Annotated in this window: 15 protein-coding genes; 11 read left to right on the top strand and 4 right to left on the bottom strand. The window is 72.7% G+C overall.

Annotated features, from left to right (window positions below):
• Window positions 1–137: 137 nt before the first annotated feature.
• Both ABD343_RS00670 and ABD343_RS00665 read left to right on the top strand, forming a co-directional pair.
• The gene (locus ABD343_RS00670) at window positions 138–959 is read left to right on the top strand and encodes an ABC transporter ATP-binding protein (protein ID WP_344522803.1); all 822 of its coding nucleotides are present in this window, start codon (window positions 138–140) and stop codon (window positions 957–959) included.
• Complete coding sequence (locus tag ABD343_RS00665; RefSeq protein ID WP_344522801.1) at window positions 956–3,532, top strand: ABC transporter permease; 2,577 nt, start codon at window positions 956–958, stop codon at window positions 3,530–3,532. Before ABD343_RS00670 ends, ABD343_RS00665 begins: the two co-directional genes overlap by 4 nt.
• A 74-nt stretch (window positions 3,533–3,606) precedes the next feature.
• Here the strand turns inward: ABD343_RS00665 and ABD343_RS00660 are convergent, their stop codons facing one another.
• Window positions 3,607–4,179: a hypothetical protein gene (locus tag ABD343_RS00660; RefSeq protein ID WP_344522799.1), complete on the bottom strand. Its 573-nt coding sequence runs from the start codon at window positions 4,177–4,179 to the stop codon at window positions 3,607–3,609.
• An 833-nt stretch (window positions 4,180–5,012) separates the two neighbouring features.
• Here ABD343_RS00660 and mfd point away from each other — a divergent pair.
• The 3 genes from mfd (at window position 5,013) to ABD343_RS00645 (ending at window position 10,218) form a co-directional block, all read left to right on the top strand.
• The gene (gene mfd / locus ABD343_RS00655) at window positions 5,013–8,564 is read left to right on the top strand and encodes a transcription-repair coupling factor (protein ID WP_344522797.1); all 3,552 of its coding nucleotides are present in this window, start codon (window positions 5,013–5,015) and stop codon (window positions 8,562–8,564) included.
• 83 nt (window positions 8,565–8,647) lie between these two features.
• Window positions 8,648–9,013 carry a YciI family protein gene (locus tag ABD343_RS00650; RefSeq protein ID WP_344522795.1) on the top strand — a complete coding sequence of 122 codons (366 nt, stop codon included), beginning with the start codon at window positions 8,648–8,650 and terminating at the stop codon, window positions 9,011–9,013.
• A complete protein-coding gene (locus ABD343_RS00645; protein ID WP_344524306.1) occupies window positions 9,010–10,218 on the top strand; it encodes an RNA polymerase sigma factor in 1,209 nt (402 codons plus the stop codon). Before ABD343_RS00650 ends, ABD343_RS00645 begins: the two co-directional genes overlap by 4 nt.
• A gap of 222 nt (window positions 10,219–10,440) precedes the next feature.
• Here ABD343_RS00645 and ABD343_RS00640 read toward each other — a convergent pair whose 3' ends face one another.
• From ABD343_RS00640 to ABD343_RS00630, 3 genes are read right to left on the bottom strand one after another with little or no spacing between them, the layout of a single operon-like run.
• Window positions 10,441–10,803 (bottom strand): MerR family transcriptional regulator, encoded by a 363-nt coding sequence (locus ABD343_RS00640; protein WP_344522793.1) that lies wholly within the window; start codon window positions 10,801–10,803, stop codon window positions 10,441–10,443.
• 10 nt (window positions 10,804–10,813) lie between these two features.
• Entirely contained in the window at window positions 10,814–11,575 is a 762-nt protein-coding gene (locus tag ABD343_RS00635; RefSeq protein ID WP_344522791.1) for an SDR family NAD(P)-dependent oxidoreductase, read from the bottom strand.
• Between the two features lie 35 nt (window positions 11,576–11,610).
• The gene (locus tag ABD343_RS00630; RefSeq protein ID WP_344522789.1) at window positions 11,611–12,711 is read right to left on the bottom strand and encodes an acyltransferase family protein; all 1,101 of its coding nucleotides are present in this window, start codon (window positions 12,709–12,711) and stop codon (window positions 11,611–11,613) included.
• 247 nt (window positions 12,712–12,958) lie between these two features.
• Between ABD343_RS00630 and ABD343_RS00625 the strand changes: the two genes are divergently transcribed.
• From ABD343_RS00625 to ABD343_RS00600, 6 genes are all read left to right on the top strand, one after another.
• Entirely contained in the window at window positions 12,959–13,747 is a 789-nt protein-coding gene (locus ABD343_RS00625) for an HNH endonuclease family protein (protein WP_344522787.1), read from the top strand.
• Between the two features lie 146 nt (window positions 13,748–13,893).
• Window positions 13,894–14,559, top strand: coding sequence for a SurA N-terminal domain-containing protein (locus tag ABD343_RS00620; RefSeq protein ID WP_344522785.1), 666 nt, complete (start codon window positions 13,894–13,896; stop codon window positions 14,557–14,559).
• A gap of 88 nt (window positions 14,560–14,647) precedes the next feature.
• Window positions 14,648–15,631 carry a nucleoside triphosphate pyrophosphohydrolase gene (locus tag ABD343_RS00615; protein WP_344522783.1) on the top strand — a complete coding sequence of 328 codons (984 nt, stop codon included), beginning with the start codon at window positions 14,648–14,650 and terminating at the stop codon, window positions 15,629–15,631.
• Window positions 15,632–16,084: 453 nt separating this feature from the next.
• Window positions 16,085–16,744 carry a lysoplasmalogenase family protein gene (locus ABD343_RS00610; RefSeq protein ID WP_344522781.1) on the top strand — a complete coding sequence of 220 codons (660 nt, stop codon included), beginning with the start codon at window positions 16,085–16,087 and terminating at the stop codon, window positions 16,742–16,744.
• Between the two features lie 30 nt (window positions 16,745–16,774).
• A complete protein-coding gene (locus tag ABD343_RS00605; RefSeq protein ID WP_344524304.1) occupies window positions 16,775–18,004 on the top strand; it encodes a cytochrome P450 family protein in 1,230 nt (409 codons plus the stop codon).
• Window positions 18,005–18,118: 114 nt separating this feature from the next.
• Window positions 18,119–19,207, top strand: a complete 1,089-nt coding sequence (locus ABD343_RS00600; protein ID WP_344522779.1) for a transglycosylase family protein — start codon at window positions 18,119–18,121, stop codon at window positions 19,205–19,207.
• The last annotated feature ends 273 nt before the right edge of the window (window positions 19,208–19,480 follow it).

Here is a 19,480-nt window from a genome sequence, read left to right as displayed (position 1 = left end):
TCCCGCAGCACCGGGGTGGGGTTAGCACCACCGCGAAGACACTGATACGCACCATCGTCCGCGGCCCGCGACTCCAGGAAGCTCAAGTCAGCGAAGCCTTCCACCACTGGACCACAGGACCGACGAGGAGTCAGGCCATGTCAACGGCTGTAGCGAACCCAAGGACCGGGGGCAATGGGGCAGTCACGGCCGTTGCCGCCGCCGCACGCCAGGTCGTCAAGGCGTACGGCTCGGGCGAGACCCGCGTCGTGGCGCTGGACCGCGTCGACGTGGACATCGCCCGCGGCGCCTTCACGGCGATCATGGGCCCGTCCGGGTCCGGCAAGTCGACGCTGATGCACTGCCTCGCCGGGCTCGACACGGTGAGCGAGGGGCGGATCTGGGTCGGCGACCAGGAGATCACCGGGCTCAAGGACAAGAAGCTGACGAGGCTGCGGCGCGACCGTATCGGCTTCATCTTCCAGGCGTTCAACCTGCTCCCGACGCTCGACGCGTACGAGAACATCACGCTGCCGATGGACATCGCGGGCCGTAAGCCCGACCGCGAGTGGACGGACCGGGTGATCCAGACGGTCGGCCTCTCCGACCGGCTCAAGCACCGGCCCAACCAGCTCTCCGGCGGCCAGCAGCAGCGCGTCGCCGTCGCCCGTGCCCTCGCCGCGCGGCCCGAGATCATCTTCGGCGACGAGCCGACGGGCAACCTCGACTCCCGCGCGGGCGCCGAGGTCCTCGGCTTCCTGCGGCGCTCCGTGGACGAGCTGGGCCAGACGATCGTGATGGTCACCCACGACCCGGTCGCCGCCTCGTACGCGGACCGCGTGCTCTACCTCGCCGACGGGCGCCTCGTCGACGAGATGCACCGGCCGACGGCCGAGGCCGTCCTCGACCGCATGCGGAATTTTGTGGGGGACGACCCCCACACCCCCGGAGACTTCGACACCTTCGGGAGGGTGTCGTGACCGTCCTCAAGACCTCGATGCGCAGCTTCTTCGCGCACAAGGGGCGGATGGCGCTGAGCGCCGTCGCCGTCATGCTGTCCGTGGCGTTCGTCAGCGGGACGCTCGTCTTCACCGACACCATGGGCGCCACCTTCGACAAGCTGTTCGCCGCGACGTCCGCCGACGTCACCGTCTCCCCGAAGAACACGAAGGGCGGCGACGAGACGCCCGAGACCGGCAAGCCCGAGTCGCTGCCCGCCTCCACCGTCGCCCGCGTCCAGAAGGCCGACGGGGTCAAGAGGGCCGAGGGCAACGTCGTCAGCACCAGCGTCACCGTCGTCGACAAGGACAACGAGAACATGGGCTCCACCACCGGAGCCCCCACCATCGCGGGCAACTGGACCTCCAACGACCGCAAGTCGATGGACATCACCTCCGGCCACGCCCCGCGCGGGCCGACCGAGATGATGGTCGACGCCGACACCGCCGACAAGCACGGCCTCAAGCTGGGCGACGAGCTGCGCACCGTCGCCGTCACCGGCGACATCAGGGCGAAGATCACCGGCATCGCGACCTTCCGCGTCACCAACCCCGGCGCCGCCGTCGTCTACTTCGACACCGCCACCGCGCAGCGCAAGCTCCTCGGCGCCACCGGCCGCTTCACCCAGGTCTCCGTCTCCGCCGACACCAACGTCACGCACGAGCTGCTGAAGAAGAACGTCGCCTCCGAACTGGGCGCGGGCGCCTTCAAGTACCAGACGCAGAAGGAGACCGCCGACGCCAGCCGCGAGGACATGAGCGGCTTCCTGGATGTCATGAAGTACGCCATGCTCGGCTTCGCCGGGATCGCGCTCCTCGTCGGCGTCTTCCTCATCGTCAACACCTTCTCGATGCTGGTCGCCCAGCGCACCCGCGAGATCGGCCTGATGCGGGCCATCGGCTCCAGCCGCAAGCAGGTCAACAGGTCCGTGCTGGTCGAGGCCCTGATGCTGGGCGTCCTCGGCTCCGTCCTCGGCGTCGGCGCGGGCGTCGGGCTGGCCGTCGGCCTGATGAAGCTCATGGGCGGCATGGGCATCGAGCTGGACACCTCCGAACTCACCGTCGCCTGGACCACCCCGGTCATCGGCCTCGCCCTCGGCATCGTCGTCACCGTCCTCGCCGCCTGGCTCCCGGCCCGCCGCGCGGGCAGGGTCTCGCCGATGGCCGCGCTGCGCGACGCGGGCACCCCCGCCGACGGCCGTACGGGCCTGGTGCGGGCCGTGCTCGGCGTGCTGCTCACCGGCGGCGGCGCCGCGGCGCTCTACGGCGCGGCGCAGGCCGAGAAGGCGGGCGACGGCTCGATGCTGCTGGGCGCCGGGGTGCTGCTGACCCTCGTGGGCTTCGTCGTCATCGGCCCGGTCGTCGCGGGCTTCTTCGTCCGCGCCCTCTCCCTCGTCGTGGCCCGTCCCTTCGGCCGCGTCGGCCGCCTCTCCGAGCGCAACGCGCTGCGCAACCCGCGCCGTACGGGCGCCACGGGCGCCGCCCTCATGGTCGGCCTCGCGCTGGTCGCCTCGCTGTCGGTCGTCGGCTCCTCGATGGTGGCCTCGGCCACGGACGAGCTGGACAAGTCCGTCGGCGCCGACTTCATCATCCAGTCCGACATGGGCCAGCCGATCACCCCGGCCGTCGAGAAGAAGGTCCGCGCCTCCGGCGACCTGGAGACCGTCACCGCCTACAAGAACGTCAAGGCCGACATCACCGCGCCCGACGGCAAGAAGCTCGACACCGAGCTGTCCGCGACCCAGCCCTCGTACATGAAGGACCTGCGGCGCGAGACGGCCTCCGGCGACCTGGCCGACGCCTACGCGAAGAACGCCATGTCCGTCGGCGAGGACTTCGCCAAGGACCACAGGATCAAGGTCGGCGACCCGCTGACCGTCGCCTTCGAGCACGGCCGGACCGCGGAACTGCGGGTCGGCGCCATCACGAAGGACGACACGGCCGTCGACCAGGGCGCGATGTACGTCAACATCACGACCGTCAAGGCCCATGTGCCCGCCGACCGGATGCCGCTCAACTCGATCATGTTCGGCACCGCGAAGGACGGGCGGGCCGACGCCGCGTACGAGGCGCTGAAGGCCGACCTGAAGCCGTACCCCCAGTTCAAGGTGCGCGACCAGGCCGACTTCAAGCAGACGCTGAAGGACCAGGTCGGGCAGATGCTCAACATGGTCTACGGGCTGCTGGCCCTCGCGATCGTCGTCGCCGTCCTCGGCGTCGTGAACACCCTCGCCCTGTCCGTCGTCGAGCGGACCCGGGAGATCGGCATGATGCGCGCGATCGGCCTCTCCCGCCGCCAGATGCGGCGCATGATCCGCCTGGAGTCGGTCGTCATCGCCCTCTTCGGCGCCCTCCTCGGCCTCGGACTGGGCATGAGCTGGGGCGCCACGGCCCAGCAGATCCTCGCCCTGGAGGGCCTGGGAGTCCTGGCCGTCCCGTGGTCCACGATCCTCGGGGTCTTCGCGGGCTCGGCGCTCGTCGGCCTGATCGCGGCCCTGGTCCCGGCGTTCCGCGCGGGCCGGATGAACGTGCTGAACGCGATCGCTACGGAGTAGCGCGGGGCCTACGGGGCGCGAGGGTGCGGGGCGTGGGGCGCGGGGGGCTCCACGCCCCGCACTCTGTTGTCCGTTCAGGAGGGCGGGGTGCGCCGCATCTGGTCGGCCTGGCCGGTGTTCCACCTGAACGTGAGCTTCTGGCCGCCCTCGCTGACCACGGCCGTGCCGGGCTTCGACGTGGTGTCGCAGTTCCCCGACATCAGGGCCATGCTGCCGCTGATGGTGCCCGAACAGGAGTCGCCCCCCGCGGCGGAGACGGTCCAGGACGTTCCGCGGACCCGGAGCGTGACAAGCCGTCCCTGGGGGTCCCGGGACGCGTAGTACCAGGTGCCCTGGGCGGCGGACGCGCCGGAGGGCGGCCGGGAAGCGGTACGGGTGGGCGTGGCCGTCCGGGACGGGGCGGTCCGGCGGGGGCCGGGGGAGGCGCTCGTCCGGCTGGGGCTCGCGCTCGGCTTCGCGGACGGGGAGGCGCTCGTCCGGCTCGGGCTGGGGCTCGGCGACCGGGTGTGCTCCCGCCCGGTCTTCTCGCGGGCGCTCTTCCCGGCCTCGGGCCTCGCCTCGTCGCCGCCCCCGTCGCTGGAGCAGCCGCTCAGCAAGAGCGTCAGCGCGGCGGCGGAAGCGGTCGCTATGAAGATCGTTGTACGCACTGGTGTCCCTACGTGTCTGCGCGGGAGACGGAGTCTGGCACGCGCTCCGGCGCGCGTGACAGGAGTTCAGGGCTGGTACGCGGATCAGTTCCCCTGCACTCCCGGACACCCCCTGGCCCGGCCCAACTCCCGTGCCCCGTTGGTGAGTCGGACGGCCCCGGGGCAGAATGCCCAGGGCGTACCGCGAGACCGGTGACCCCCTGAACCTCGCCGACGCGCTGGCGCGCCGCGCGGGGCTGCACGCGAGCAAGCGCGAATGGGGCGCGACGGTGGCCGCGTACGAGGAGGCGGTGGACGCCATCCCGCCGACGCTGGGCAACCGCCCCGAGATGCTGATGGTGGCGACCGGTTTCGCACTGCGCCGCGAGAGCCTCTTCGTGGAGACGACGGACGCCGCCGGGCGCCCCGTCGTCCCGGGCCGGGAGTGGGGCGGGCGGCGTGACGAGGGCGAGGTGTGCCAGGGGCGCGGGGCGCGCCGGGTCACGACACGTCGGGGCGTGCCCACTGGGGGCGCGGGGAACTGCGCGACAAGCCACGATGCACTCGCAGCCTGCGAAGCACGGCACGGGGCAGCCCGTACCCAGCCCCGTGCTCGGGCACCCGGCGTAGGGGGGCTGCGCTTGCCAGCCCTGCTCCCCCAAGCTCTTCGAGCAGGGGGTACCCCCAGTGGCAGACCTCCCAAGCTTCGCGGAAGGGAGAAGTGGGGCTTGCCTCTCCAGGGGCGCGACTGGGCACGGCGGGTGTCACTTGCGCGTCGTACTCTGTCTGGGTACCCCCGGTCCGCACGCGTGCCGGGTTCTTCGCGTTGCCCTCAGATGGAAGCTCAGGAGCCCATGAGCCTGCACGGTCTGCTCGACGCCGTCGTCAAGGACCCCGCACTCGGCGAAGCCGCCAAGGCGGCGGCCGACGGGAGGCGGCACCATGTCGACCTGGTCGGCCCCACCGCCGCGCGCCCCTTCGCCGTGGCCGCGCTCGCGCGCGACGCGGGGCGGCCCGTGCTGGCCGTGACCGCGACGGGCCGCGAGGCCGAGGACCTGGCCGCGTCGCTGCGCTCGCTGCTGCCCGGCGAGGGCATCGCGGAGTTCCCGTCGTGGGAGACGCTGCCGCACGAGCGGCTGAGCCCGCGCAGCGACACCGTGGGGCGACGGCTCGCCGTGCTGCGCAGGCTCGCGCACCCGGACCCGTCGGACCCGGCGACGGGGCCCGTCCAGGTCGTCGTCGCGCCGATCCGTTCCGTGCTCCAGCCGCAGGTCAAGGGGTTGGGCGACCTCAAGCCGGTCGCCCTGAGGCAGGGCGGGAGCGCCGATCTCGACGAGGTCGTGGACGCGCTCGCGGCAGCGGCGTATCAGCGCGTGGAGCTGGTGGAGAACCGGGGCGATTTCGCCGTGCGCGGCGGCATTCTGGACGTCTTCCCGCCGACCGAGGAGCACCCCCTTCGGGTGGAGTTCTGGGGGGACGACGTCGAGGAGATCCGCTATTTCAAGGTCGCCGACCAGCGTTCGCTGGAGGTCGCCGAGCACGGGCTGTGGGCGCCGCCGTGCCGCGAGCTGCTGCTGACGGACGACGTACGGGAGCGGGCCGCGGCCCTCGCGCGGGAGCACCCCGAGCTGGCCGAGATGCTCGACAAGATCGCGGAGGGCATCGCGGTCGAGGGCATGGAGTCGCTGGCGCCCGTCCTCGTGGACGACATGGAGCTGCTGCTCGATGTGATGCCCCAAGGCAGCATGGCCGTGGTCTGCGACCCGGAGCGGGTGCGGACGCGCGCCGCGGACCTGGTGGCGACGAGCCAGGAGTTCCTGCAGGCCTCCTGGGCGGCGACGGCGGGCGGCGGCGAGGCCCCGATCGACGTGGGCGCGGCCTCGCTGCGCGGCATCGCGGACGTACGGGAGCACGCGCGCGAGCTGGGGATGATGTGGTGGTCCGTCAGCCAGTTCGCGTCCGACGCGGACCTGGAGACGGACGACGGCGATGACACGCTGCAGCTCGGCCTGCACGCCCCCGAGACGTACCGGGGCGACACGGCCCGTGCGCTCGCCGACACCAAGGGCTGGCTGTCCGACGGCTGGCGCTGTGTGTACGTCACGGAGGGTCACGGCCCCGCGGCCCGTACGGTCGAGGTGCTCGGCGGCGAGGGCGTCGCGGCGCGGCTCGCGGAGCAGGGCGCGCTGGAGGGGCCCGTGGAGCCCGGCCTGGTGCACGTGGCCTGCGGCTCGCTCGACAACGGGTTCCTCGCGCCCGAGCTGAAGCTCGCCGTCCTGACCGAGACCGACCTGTCGGGGCAGAAGGCGGCGGGCAAGGACGCGGCGCGGATGCCCGCGCGGCGCCGCAAGACGATCGACCCGCTGACGCTGGAGCCCGGCGACTTCATCGTGCACGAGCAGCACGGTGTCGGCCGTTACATCGAGATGGTGCAGCGCACGGTGCAGGGCGCGACCCGCGAGTATCTGCTGGTGGAGTACGCGCCGGCCAAGCGCGGCCAGCCCGGCGACCGCCTCTTCGTGCCGACCGACCAGCTCGAACAGATCACCAAGTACGTCGGCGGCGAGCAGCCCACTCTGCACCGCCTGGGCGGCGCGGACTGGACGAAGACGAAGGCGCGCGCGAAGAAGGCCGTCAAGGAGATCGCCGCCGACCTGATCAAGCTCTACAGCGCCCGGATGGCGGCCCCCGGCCACGCCTTCGGCGCGGACACCCCCTGGCAGCGCGAGCTGGAGGACGCGTTCCCGTACGTGGAGACGCCCGACCAGCTCACCACCATCGGCGAGGTCAAGGAGGACATGGAGAAGTCGGTCCCGATGGACCGGCTGATCTGCGGCGACGTCGGTTACGGCAAGACGGAGATCGCCGTGCGGGCCGCCTTCAAGGCCGTGCAGGACGGCAAGCAGGTCGCGGTCCTCGTCCCGACGACGCTCCTGGTCCAGCAGCACTTCGGCACGTTCACCGAGCGGTACGGCCAGTTCCCCGTGAACGTGCGCGCTCTGTCCCGCTTCCAGTCCGACACCGAGGCCCGCGCCACGCTCGACGGCCTGCGCGACGGCACCGTCGACATCGTGATCGGCACGCACCGCCTCTTCTCCTCCGAGACCAAGTTCAAGGAGCTGGGCCTGGTCATCGTCGACGAGGAGCAGCGCTTCGGCGTCGAGCACAAGGAGCAGCTCAAGAAGCTGCGGGCCAACGTGGACGTGCTGACCATGTCCGCGACGCCGATCCCGCGCACCCTGGAGATGGCGGTCACCGGCATCCGCGAGATGTCGACGATCACCACCCCGCCGGAGGAGCGGCACCCGGTGCTGACGTTCGTCGGGCCGTACGAGGAGAAGCAGATCGGCGCCGCGATCCGCCGCGAGCTGCTGCGCGAGGGCCAGGTCTTCTACATCCACAACCGGGTCGAGTCCATCGACCGGGCGGCGGCGCGGCTGCGGCAGATCGTGCCGGAGGCCCGTATCTCCACGGCGCACGGCCAGATGTCCGAGCAGGCGCTCGAACAGGTCGTGGTCGACTTCTGGGAGAAGAAGTCCGACGTGCTGGTCTCCACGACGATCGTCGAGTCCGGCATCGACATCTCCAACGCCAACACCCTGATCGTCGAGCGCGGCGACAACTTCGGACTCAGCCAGCTCCACCAGCTCCGCGGCCGGGTCGGGCGAGGCCGCGAGCGGGGCTACGCGTACTTCCTGTACCCCCCGGAGAAGCCGCTGACGGAGACCGCGCACGAGCGCCTGGCGACCATCGCGCAGCACACGGAGATGGGCGCGGGCATGTACGTCGCGATGAAGGACCTGGAGATCCGCGGCGCGGGCAATCTCCTCGGCGGCGAGCAGTCCGGTCACATCGCGGGCGTCGGCTTCGACCTCTACGTCCGCATGGTCGGCGAGGCCGTCGCGGACTACCGCGCGGCCCTCGAATCCGGCGAGGCCGTCGAGGAGGCCCCGCTGGAGGTCAAGATCGAGCTGCCGGTCGACGCGCACGTCCCGCACGACTACGCCCCGGGCGAGCGCCTCCGCCTCCAGGCGTACCGCGCGATCGCCTCGGCGAACTCCGAGGAGGACATCGCCTCCGTCCGCGAGGAGCTGACCGACCGCTACGGCCCGCTGCCCGAGCCCGTGGAGAACCTGCTGCTCGTGGCGGGCCTGCGCATGCTCGCCCGCGCGGCCGGCGTCACGGACATCACCCTCCAGGGCAACAACATCCGCTTCTCCCCGGTCGAGCTGCGCGAGTCCCAGGAGCTGCGCCTCAAGCGGCTCTACCCCGGCGCGCTCATCAAGACGGCCACCCACCAGGTCCTCGTCCCCCGCCCGAAGCCGAACGGCATCGGCGGCAAGCCCCTGGTCGGCCGCGAGCTGCTGGCCTGGGTGGGCGAGTTCCTGACGACGGTGACGGCCTGAGAATCGCCTGGCGGGGTGTCGATTCGGCGGAGGCCCGTTCGTGTAGAGGGTGAGAAGAGACCCGTACGCACAGGGAGCACGCCATGAAGCAGTATCTGCTGAGCATCTACCAGCCCGTCACGGCCACCGAGGACGAGCTGCCGTCCGAGGAGTTCCTCGCGCCGATCATCGAGAACCTCGACGCGCTCAACAAGGAGATGCGGGAGGCCGGGGCCTGGGTGTTCGCCGCGGGCCTGCACCCGACGGCGACCGCGACCGTGGTGCGGTACGAGGACGGGGCGCCGCTCGTCACCGACGGGCCCTACGTCGAGGGCAAGGAGCACCTCGGCGGCTTCACGGTCGTACGGGCGCCCGACCTGGACGCCGCGCTGGAGTGGGGCCGCAAGCTCGCGCGGGCGACGACGCTGCCCGTCGAGGTGCGGCCCATGGAGGACGGGGAGAGCTGCTGACCCCGCGCGTCCCGCACGAGGAGGAGACGGTCGCCCGGGTCTTCCGCGAGGAGCACGGGCGAGCCGTCGCGTCCCTGGTCCGCCGCTTCGGCGACATCGACGTCGCCGAGGAGGCGGTCCAGGAGGCCTTCCTGGTGGCCGTACGGCGCTGGCCCGCCGAGGGGCCGCCGCCGAGCCCCGCGGGCTGGATCCTCACCACGGCCCGCAACGCCGCGCTGGACCGGCTGCGCCGTGAGGCCAAGCGCGAGGACAAGCACGCCCAGGCCGCCCTGCTCCACGCCGCCGACGAGCCCCGCGAGGAGGGCGCCGTGCGCGACGACCGGCTCCGGCTGATCTTCACCTGCTGCCACCCCGCGCTCGCCATGCCCGCGCGGGTCGCGCTGACCCTGCGGCTGCTGGGCGGCATGGACATCGCCGAGATCGCCCACTCCTTCCTGGTGCCCGAGGCGACGATGGCGCAGCGTCTGGTGCGGGCCAAGCGGAAGATCCGCGACGCGGGGATCCCGTACCGGGTGCCGTACGAGGCGGACCTCCCGGAGCGGCTGCGAGGCGTCCTCGCGGTGCTCTACCTGATCTTCAATCAGGGCCATCTCGGCCGTGTGGAGACCGCCGCCGAGGCGGTCCGGCTGGCCCGGCTGCTCGCCGCGCTGATGCCGGACGAGCCCGAGGCGACGGGGCTGCTCGCGCTGATGCTGCTGACGGAGTCCCGCCGCGCGGCCCGTACGGACGCGGAGGGCACGCTGATCCTGCTGGCCGACCAGGACCGGTCCCGCTGGGACCGCGCGCTGATCGAGGAGGGGCAGGACCTGGTCCGCCGCTGCCTGCGCCGCGACCGCCCAGGGCCGTACCAGATCCAGGCCGCGATCAACGCTGTGCACAGCGACGCGCCGACCGCGGCCGCTACGGACTGGGGCCAGGTGGTCGCCCTCTACGACCAGCTCACGGCCCACGACCCGGGCCCCGTCGTCGCCCTGCACCGCGCGGTGGCCCTCGCCGAACGGGACGGCCCGGCGGCGGCCCTCCCCCTGGTCGAGGCCCTCGCCCCCGCCCTCGACGGCTACCACGTCCTCCACGCGGCCCGCGCCGACCTGCTGCGCCGCCTTGGCCGTACGGACGAGGCCCGTACGGCCTACGAGACGGCGCTCGCCCGCACCGGAACGACCGCCGAGCGAGGCGCCCTACGCCGAGCCAGGGACGCCCTCTGACTCTCCGCCGGGCCGCTGCGTCCGGGGTGCCCCTGCCCGCGCGTCGCAGCCTGCCGCGCCGCTGCGGCTGCTCGCGCAGTTCCCCGCGCCCCTGGCGGGGCACTTCTGGCAGCGCTCTGAAGCAGCCCCGGAGAGGCGCTTCAGGGGCGCGGGGAACTGCGCGCTCAGCCACGACGTACTCGCAGGCTGCGACGCACAGGACGGGGCAGCCCGGGTGCAGCCCTACGGTGGGGTGCCCTCTGACGTTCTGGCGAGGGCGGTGGCCAGACGGTCCCGCGCAGCGGCCTGCGCCGCGATGCGCGCGTCGATCACCGCGAGCCGTTCGCGCGCGATCCGCAGGCCCTCGGGGGAGGGCGGGGCCGTGGACATGTCGCCGTCGAGACAGCCGTCGAAGGCCCGCGCGTCCTCCAGCGTGAGCCCGGCGTCGAGCAGGTGGCGGATGTTGCGTACGCGGGTCACGGCCGCCTCGTCGTACTCGCGGTAACCGTTCGCCGCGCGGGCCGAGGCGATCAGGCCCTCGCGCTCGTAGTGCCGCAGGGCCCGCGGCGTGGTGCCGGTGGCCGCGGCGAGTTCGCCGATCCTCACCGGCCCATCGTCACCCGGCCACGGCACCGCCGTCCACGGGCAGCACGGCGCCGGTGACGAACGACGCCTCCGGCGCGGCGAGCTGCCGGATCGCCCAGGCGACCTCCTCCGGGGTGCCGCGCCGGCCCAGCGGGGTGTGCGCGATCTGCCACTCCCGTACCCGCGCTTCCTCCTCCTCGCTGAGCCCCCGGTGCGCGCCGATCGGGGTCTCGACGGCGCCGGGCGCGACGGCGTTGACCCGTATCCCGCGCGGCGCCAGCTCCACCGCCCAGCTCCGGGTGAGGAGTTCGAGGGCGGTCTTGGTGGCGGCGTAGAGCGAGTTGCCGGGCCAGGCGCGCTGGCCGACGGACGTGCTGACGTTGACGATGGCGCCGCGCCCGCTCGCCTCCAGCGCGGGCAGCGCGGCCTGGGTGAGCAGCGCGGGCGCGAAGAGGTTGGTGTCGAACTGGGGGCGGATGCCGTCCGGGGTGAGCGAGCCGAGGGCCTGGTCGCCGACGATCCCCGCGTTGTTGACGAGCACGTCGAGCCGCCCGTACGCGTCGAGCGCGGCGCTCACGATCCGCTCGGGCGCCCCGTCCGCGGTGATGTCGGCGGCGTACGGGCGGATGCCGGGGAAGTCCGCCGCGGTCCCGGCGAGCGGCTCCTCGCGGCGGCCCACGGCGAGGACGTACGCCCCGTCGGCGGCGAACGCCCGTGCGGTGGCCCTGCCGATGCCGGTCCCGGCACCGGTGACGAGGACGACGGGACCCTGGGTGCGCTGTGCGGTGTTCATGGCCCCACCTTCGGACCCTCCCGCCAGCGTCAAGGTCAAGTGTCCTTGGCCGGGCCGGGGGAGACGAGGGCCAGTTCCAGCGTCTCCTCGTTCGAGGGCGAGGGCGAGGGGGAGGGCGACGGGACCCGGGGCAGGCCCGGCGGGGGCGCGCCGTGCCGCCCGTGCCGCCGCGCGTCCGCGTACAGCCACGGCAGCCGGGGCTGGACCAGCGGCCGGGCCAGCTTCCGTACGGGCGGCGAGGCGAGCGCCGCCGAGAGGACCGTGACGACGGCGAGGAGCGCGAGCTGCTCGTGCCAGGGGCCGACCTTGCCGAGGAAGCCGCCGTAGGCGGTGAGCGGGCGGAGCATCAGCGGGTGCAGCAGATAGATGTAGAGGCCGCCCGCGCCCAGGTAGCTGAGGACGGGGAGCCGCCGCCGGGGCATGAGCCGTACGAAGGCCAGCGCGACGACGGCGCCGCCCGCGATCACCACAGCCCGCACCACGAGGGGCGCCCAGGGCGGGCCAGGAGTGTGCATCTCCGCGTACGGGGTGCGCATCGCGAGCCAGGAGAGGTTGACGTCGTGCCGGAACGCCCAGGCGACCGCCGCCGTCGCCGCGAGCACGCCGAGCGCCGCCCACCGGGACCAGCGGGCCTCCAGCAGCGTCTCCTCCAGGCCCTGCCGCAGCTTCCAGCCGAGCAGGAAGAAGGGGAGGAAGCACACGATGCGGGAGGTCGAGTAGGCGTTGCCGAAGCTGCTCATCATGCCCACGGCCACCGCCGCCAGCCCTGCGATGAGCAGCGGGAAGCGCAGCACCACCACGTACGGCAACAGCATGCGCCACACGAAGAGCGCGAAGAGGAACCACAGGCCCCAGGCCGGTTCGGTGACGAAGACCGACCACTTGCCGTACATCAGCCGGAGTTGCGCGGTGTGCAGCAGGCCGATCGCCAGATAGGGGAGCAGCACCGACTCGCTCAGTCTCCGCAGTTCCCGCGCGGTGAGCGGGCCCGCGCTGCTGAAGTACCCGGCGAGCAGCACGAACACGGGCACGCGCAGCGCCCAGCTCGTCAGATAGAGCCAGCGCAGCCCGTCGATGTGGCCCAGCGGTTCGATGGTGTGCCCGATGACGACGAGCGTCCCGGAGAAGAACCGCACGTTGTCCCAGCGTGGTTCGCGTACGCTCCCCGGCGCCAAGGCGCCCCCTCTCCCGATGGTCCCGTCGTCCCGTCGTCCCGTCGTTCCGTCGTTCCGTCGTTCCGTCGTGCCGGTCGTCCCCGTATCGCCAACGAGACGACTACCGCCCACCGGTACACAGGGGATGAGTCGGGAGTGAACACTCGGTGCCGTGGGCCGATGAGATCCTTTTCCGGTACACCTCGAACGAGCCGGAACGGATCCTCACTTGTCGCACATACGTACACGCGCCGCCGCACTCGCCGCCGTCTCCGTCGTGACGTTCGCCCTGAGCGGCTGCGAGGGACTGACGGACGACGCGGCGAAGCCGTCCCAGGGATCCGGCTCCGGCTCCGGATCCGATTCCGGCCCGGGCTCCGGCTCCGGACGGGCCGTCAGCCCGCTCGACAACCCGGACGGCACCAAGCCGGGCCTCGCCCCCCTCACTTCCGACGGCGACCGGGCCGAGGCGCGCGCCCTCATCGGCAAGCTGCCCACCAAGGGCCGCGGACCGAAGACGGGGTACGAGCGGAGCAGGTTCGGCTACGCCTGGATGGACACCGCCGACGGCGTGCCCCTCGCCCGCAACGGCTGCGACACCCGCAACGACCTGCTCGCGCGCGACGGCGAGAAGGTGCGGCACCGCTCCGGCTCGGACTGCGTCGTCGAGTCGATGACCCTCGACGACCCCTACACCGGCAAGCGCATCTCCTGGACGAAGCGGCACGCCATCGCCGTACAGATCGACCACGTCGTGCCGCTCTCGTACAACTGGCAGATGGGCGCCGCCCGCTGGCCCGAGGACAAGCGCAAGCAGATAGCGAACGACCCGCTGAACCTGCTCCCCTCCGACGGCCCCGCCAACGCCTCCAAGGGCGACTCGGGCCCCGCCTCCTGGCTGCCGCCGAACAAGCCGGTCCGCTGCGCGTACGTGGTCCGCTTCGCGCAGGTCGCGAAGAAGTACGGCCTCCCGGTGACGGCGCCGGACAAGAGCACGATGCTCGCGCAGTGCCGCTGAGCGCTGAGGGGCCGGAGAGCGGGGCGGCACCCAACTGCTCCCGAATCGTTGGTCGATTTGGCGTCGAAGCGGTGGTCAAGGCCGCCCGCGACTCCATACCATCGATCATCGCTAGGTCGTGCATGCGTTGCCGCCCAGGAGGCCCCATGGAAAGCCATCGCCGTAGGTCCGCGCTCACCCTCTCGTCCGTCGCCGCGCTCGTGGTCGCGGCGCCGCTGCTGACCGGGTGCGGGAAGGACGCGCATCCCGGCGCCGCGGCAGTGGTCGAGGGTGACCGGATCAGCATGGCTCAGCTCCAGTCCAAGGTCGGCACGGTCCGGGACGCCCAGCGGGCGGCGCCGCAGGGCGCACAGATGATCAAGCAGAGCGGCCAGCTCACCCGCGCGACGCTCGACGGCATGATCCGCGACAAGATCGTCGCCCGCGCCGCCGAGGACGCCGGGGTGAAGGTCTCGCGCCGGGAGGTCCAGCAGGCGCGGGCCCAGATCGAGCAGCAGGCGGGCGGCCGCAAGGCCCTGGAGAAGGCGCTGCTCCAGCAGCAGGCCGTCGCGCCCGGCGAGATCGACGACCGGATCCGGATGCAGGTCCGCGTCGAGAAGGTCGCCCAGGCCGGCGGCATCGACCCCCGCTCCCCGCAGGGCAACGAGCAGCTCAACGCGAAGCTCGCCCAGGTCTCCAAGGACATGAAGATCGACGTGAACCCGCGCTACGGGAAGTGGAACGCGGCCAAGTCCACGCTCGGCAACGCGAAGACGCCCTGGCTGCGCGATGTCTCCGGCGACGCGAAGGACCGCCAGCAGCAGCGCATGTAGCGCGTGCGGCGCGCGTGAGGGCGGTCCCGGGCGCGGGCCTCCGGAAAACCAGGAGGGACTGCCGAGCGCGCTGGGTTACGTTCGAGAGGTGAATGACTCCTCCGCTCCCGGCCGTATCGTCCTGCTCACGACCACCCACCGCGTCGCCCCCGGCCTGCTGTCCTGGCCCGCGTGGCAGGCGCTGCGCGCCGCCGACCGCGTGCTGTGCGCCGACCCCGCGCACCCCCAGCTCCCGTACGTGCGGGAGGCGGGCGTCGAGGTCGAGACCGGCGCGGCGCCGGACGCGCGCAAGCTGGTGGACCTGTGCCGCGGCGGGGACGGTGGCCGTACGGTCGTGGTCCTCGCCACGGCCGAGGGCGAGCCCGCGCTCACCGACGGCCTCGCCCGCCTCGCGGGCTCGGGCCGCGAGCCCGCGATGCCCGATCTGGAGCTGCTGCCCGGCTCGTACGACCTGCCGGGCGCGCGGCTCCTCGACGTCGTCCAGGTCATGGACCGCATCCGCGCCGAGTGCCCGTGGAGCAGCGTGCGGACCCACGACGACCTGCTGAAGTACGGCGTCGAGGAGACCTTCGAGATGATCGAGGCCATCGAGGAGGGCGACCAGGCCGAGCTGTGCGAGGAACTGGGCGACGTGCTGCTCCAGGTCGTCTTCCACGCCCGCATCGCGCAGGACGACCCGGAGTCCCCGTTCGCGATCGACGACGTCGCGGGCGGGCTCGTGGAGAAGCTGGTGCACCGGCACCCGCATGTGTTCGGCGACGAGACGGCCGAGACGCCGGAGGACGTCAAGGCGCACTGGGTCAACCGCAAGGCCGTCGAGAAGCACGAGCGTACGTCCGCGACAGAGGGCGTCCCGATGGGCCAGCCGGCGCTGGCGCTCGCCGCCAAGCTCGACGCCCGCGCCAGGGGCGCGGGCTTGGACGTGCCGCTGCCCTCCGGGGAGGGCGTCGGGTACGAGCTGCTCGCTCTGGCGGTACGGGCGGTTCGCGAGGGCACCGACCCCGAAGCGGCGCTCCGCGCGGCGGCCCGCGCCTACCGCGACACGATCCGCGAAGCGGAGTCCCCCCACTGACCCCGAGTGCCCTCTGTACGTCGCGGACAAGCCGGGCAGGGGCTGCTCTGCGCGTCGCGGGGCGCGCCCCGCTTCTCCCCCCCCTGCTGTGCTTGGGAAGTCTGCCACTGGGGGTACCCCCTGCTCGAAGAGCTTGGGGGAGCAGGGTTGGCAAGCGCAGCCCCCTTCGCCGGGTGCCCCGCGTGCAAGAGCGGGGTTCGGGGTGCCCCGGGCCGTGCTTCGCGGGCTGCGAGTGCGTCGTGGCTTGTCGCGCAGTTCCCCGCGCCCCTTAGTGGGCAAGCCCCGATGTGTCGTGACCGGGCGCGCCCACGCGGCGGAGCCGCACATTGGACACAGGCCCGCGCCCCTGAAGGGGCAAGCCCCGGTGCCTTGGACGGGGCAATTCGCTACCCGGCGGTAGTTTGTTGGGGGCAGGGGGTTGACCTGGAGAAAGGGCGCGCGGAGACTTCGCGGATGGCTCATTCCAAGGGGCGCGGCGCCCTCGCCACGTACGGCGCGCTCGCGGCCGTCGACCTGTTCGCGACGGCCAAGCACCCCCGCGGCCTCGCAAGAGCCGCCAAGCCCCTGCTGATGCCCGCCCTCACCGCGTACGCCACCAAGAAGGGCGGCGGCAGCCGCAACGCGCCGCTGCTCGCCGGACTCGGCTGCGCCACCGTCGGAGACACCGCGCTGCTCTTCGACGACCACGAGACCGCCTTCCTCACCGGCATGGCCGCCTTCCTCGGCACTCAGGTCAGCTACACGGCGGGCATGGCCGCCCAGCTCGGCGCCGTGCGCGGCGTGCGCCGCCGCCCGCGCCGCGCGGCGGCCTGCCTCGCGGCCTGGGCCGTGGCCAACGCCGCGCTCGCGCCCGCCCTCGACCGCCGCATGCGGCTGCCCGTGGCCGGGTACAGCCTCGCGCTGACCGCGATGGGCGCCGCGGCGTTCGGCGTCGGCGGGAAGGTCGGCGCGGGGGCCGCCGCGTTCCTCGTCTCCGATCTGCTGATCGGGCTCCAGGCCGCGGGCCACGAGCTGCCGTCCAGGGCCACGCACGAGGTGCTGGTCATGGCGGGCTATCTCGCGGGCCAGTACCTGATCGCCACCGGTTGGCTGGAGCGCACGGCGCCCGCGTAACGTCGGGGGGTGCACGACGAGACCGCCCCCATGCCCCCGCTCTTCGACTGGAGCTTCGCCTCCGACCCGTATCCCGCCTACGCGTGGCTGCGCGAGCACGCGCCCGTACGGCGGACGGAGCTGCCCAGCGGCGTCGAGGCGTGGCTCGTGACGCGGTACGCCGACGCGCGCGAGGCCCTCGCGGACGCGCGGCTCAGCAAGAACCCGCACCACCACAGCGAGCGCGGCTCCCACGGCAAGGGCAAGGTCGGCATCCCGGGCGAGCGCAGCGCGAACCTGATGACGCACCTGCTCAACATCGACCCGCCGGACCACACCCGGCTGCGGCGGCTGGTCTCGAAGGCGTTCACCCCGCGCCGCGTGGCCGCGTTCGCGCCGCGCGTCCAGGAGCTGTCGGACGCGCTGATCGACTCCTTCGCGGGGCGCGGCGAGGCCGACCTCATCCACGAGTACGCGTTCCCGCTGCCGATCTACGCGATCTGCGACCTCCTCGGTGTCCCGTCGGAGGACCAGGACGACTTCCGTTCCTGGGCGGGCATGATGATCCATCAGCCGGGCTCGCCGCGCGGCGGTGTCGGGCGCGCGGTGAAGAAGATGCGCGGCTATCTCGCCGAGCTGATCCACCGCAAGCGCGCCGACCTCGGTGACGACCTGATCTCCGGTCTCATCCGCGCCTCCGACCACGGCGAGCACCTCACCGAGGACGAGGCCGCCGCGATGGCGTTCATCCTCCTGTTCGCCGGTTTTGAGACGACCGTGAACCTGATCGGCAACGGCACCTACGCGCTGCTGCGCCACCCCGCGCAGCGGCGCCTGCTCCAGGACGCCGTGGCGGCGGGCGACGAGCGGCTGCTGGCCGGAGCCGTCGAGGAACTGCTGCGCTACGACGGGCCCGTCGAGCTGGCGACCTGGCGGTTCGCGACCGAGCCGCTGACGGTCGGCGGGCAGCCGATAGCGGCCGGGGACCCGGTGCTGGTCGTCCTGGCGGCGGCCGACCGGGACCCGGCGAAGTTCGCGGACCCGGACAGGCTGGACCTCACCCGGCGCGACAACCAGCACCTGGGCTACGGTCACGGGATCCACTACTGCCTCGGCGCCCCGCTCGCCCGGCTGGAGGGGCAGACGGCCCTGGCGACCCTGCTGCGCCGTCTGCCGGACCTCCGGCTGGCCGCCGACCCGGAGGAGCTGCGCTGGCGCGGGGGGCTCATCATGCGCGGACTGCGCACGCTGCCCGTGGAGTTCACGCCGGTACGGGAGTGACGGGAGGTCACCCGCGTGACCTGTACGTGATATTCACGACACTGGCTTGTGACGCACCCCTGTTCGCGGCTACCTTCCCGGCGTCAAGTGAACTGTCCCTACGAGAGGTCCACCATGCGCTCCGGGAACGGTCGGCATCGCCGCCCCCGCCAGGCCCCCGCACTCTTCGTCGCCGCCGGGGTGACGGGCGCCGGCATCGCCATTCCGCTGCTGGGCGCCACCGGCGCGCACGCCGCCGACGCCGCCACCTGGGACAGGGTCGCCGAGTGCGAGAGCGGCGGCCTGTGGAGCGCGAACGACAACGGCGGGTACTACGGCGGGCTCCAGTTGACGCTGGAGATGTGGGAGCAGTACGGCGGCACGTCGTACGCGGAGCGCCCCGATCTCGCCAGCCGCAGCCAGCAGATATCCGTCGGCGAGAAGATCCTCGCGGCCAAGGGCCCCGAGGCGTTCCCGCAGTGCGCGGACATCGCGGGCCTGGGTGACAGCGGTTCGGAGCCGCCCGAGGTGGACCCGGGCACGGACCCCGGGGATCCCAGCGGCGGCGAGCCGGGCGGCTACCCGGCGCCCGGCGGCGGCGACCTCGGCGACGAGCCGGCCCCCTCGCCCTCCGACCCCACGGACTCCGGGCCCTCCGAGGAGCCCTCGGACACGCCGTCCGACACCCCCTCGGACGAGCCCTCCGACTCGTCCTCCGGCTCCCCGTCGGACAGCCCCTCGGACTCGCCTTCGGACGGCCCGTCCGACAGCCCGTCCGACAGCCCCTCGGAGTCGCCGTCCGGCAGCCCCTCCGAGGGCCCCTCGGACTCGCCCTCGGACAACCCGTCGGACCGCCCGTCCGACGAGCCCTCGGACGACCCCTCCGGCACCCCGACGACCCCGCCGGACTCCTCGTACCCCACGGACCCCTCGGACCCCTCCGAGCCGGGGAAGCCGGAGAAGGGCGACGGCACCGGGAAGCACCGGGGCGAGCCCGACGAGGGCGAGCGCGGGCAGGACGGGGAGCGCGGCGAGCACCCCTCGCGCGGCGACGGCCCCCGGCACGGCAGCGGCAAGCACCGCGTCCAGGCCGGCGACTCGCTCTCCCAGATCGCCGCTGACCAGGACATTCGCGGGGGCTGGACCGAGCTGTACGAGCGCAATCGCGAGGTCGTGGGCGACGACCCGGACCTCATCCTCCCGGGCCAGCGGCTGCGCTACTGAGCCCGCAGGAGCCCGTTGATCTGTGACCTGGGGCACGAAAAAGCCCTGTTCAGGGGGGTGTGGCTGTGACAAGCCTCATCCGGCCCACCCCCTGAAGGGACTTTCGGCCCGTCCGGATGCGGCGCCATGACCTGCGCGGTCGATGCCCCGAAGCTGTCAAGATGTCCGTTTTGGGGACGGTATTCCGTCCCTTGAGCGTTTTGCGGCGATGCTCTTACGGTCGTGACCACTCGCTGATCGAAGCGGGTACCTGCCACCACCCCCGTAAGAAAG

Origin of the sequence: Streptomyces albiaxialis, assembly GCF_039530985.1 — a bacterium.
GTDB classification, from domain to species: Bacteria; Actinomycetota; Actinomycetes; order Streptomycetales; family Streptomycetaceae; genus Streptomyces; species Streptomyces albiaxialis.
This window is presented reverse-complemented; position numbering and strand designations above follow the sequence as displayed.

Coding starts and splice junctions, on each gene's coding strand:
- ABD343_RS00670 (WP_344522803.1), top strand. CDS start 138: ATGTCAACGGCTGTAGCGAACCCAAGGACCGGGGGCAATGGGGCAGTC.
- mfd (WP_344522797.1), top strand. CDS start 5,013: ATGAGCCTGCACGGTCTGCTCGACGCCGTCGTCAAGGACCCCGCACTC.
- ABD343_RS00650 (WP_344522795.1), top strand. CDS start 8,648: ATGAAGCAGTATCTGCTGAGCATCTACCAGCCCGTCACGGCCACCGAG.
- ABD343_RS00635 (WP_344522791.1), bottom strand. CDS start 11,575: ATGAACACCGCACAGCGCACCCAGGGTCCCGTCGTCCTCGTCACCGGT.
- ABD343_RS00620 (WP_344522785.1), top strand. CDS start 13,894: ATGGAAAGCCATCGCCGTAGGTCCGCGCTCACCCTCTCGTCCGTCGCC.
- ABD343_RS00610 (WP_344522781.1), top strand. CDS start 16,085: ATGGCTCATTCCAAGGGGCGCGGCGCCCTCGCCACGTACGGCGCGCTC.
- ABD343_RS00605 (WP_344524304.1), top strand. CDS start 16,775: ATGCCCCCGCTCTTCGACTGGAGCTTCGCCTCCGACCCGTATCCCGCC.
- ABD343_RS00600 (WP_344522779.1), top strand. CDS start 18,119: ATGCGCTCCGGGAACGGTCGGCATCGCCGCCCCCGCCAGGCCCCCGCA.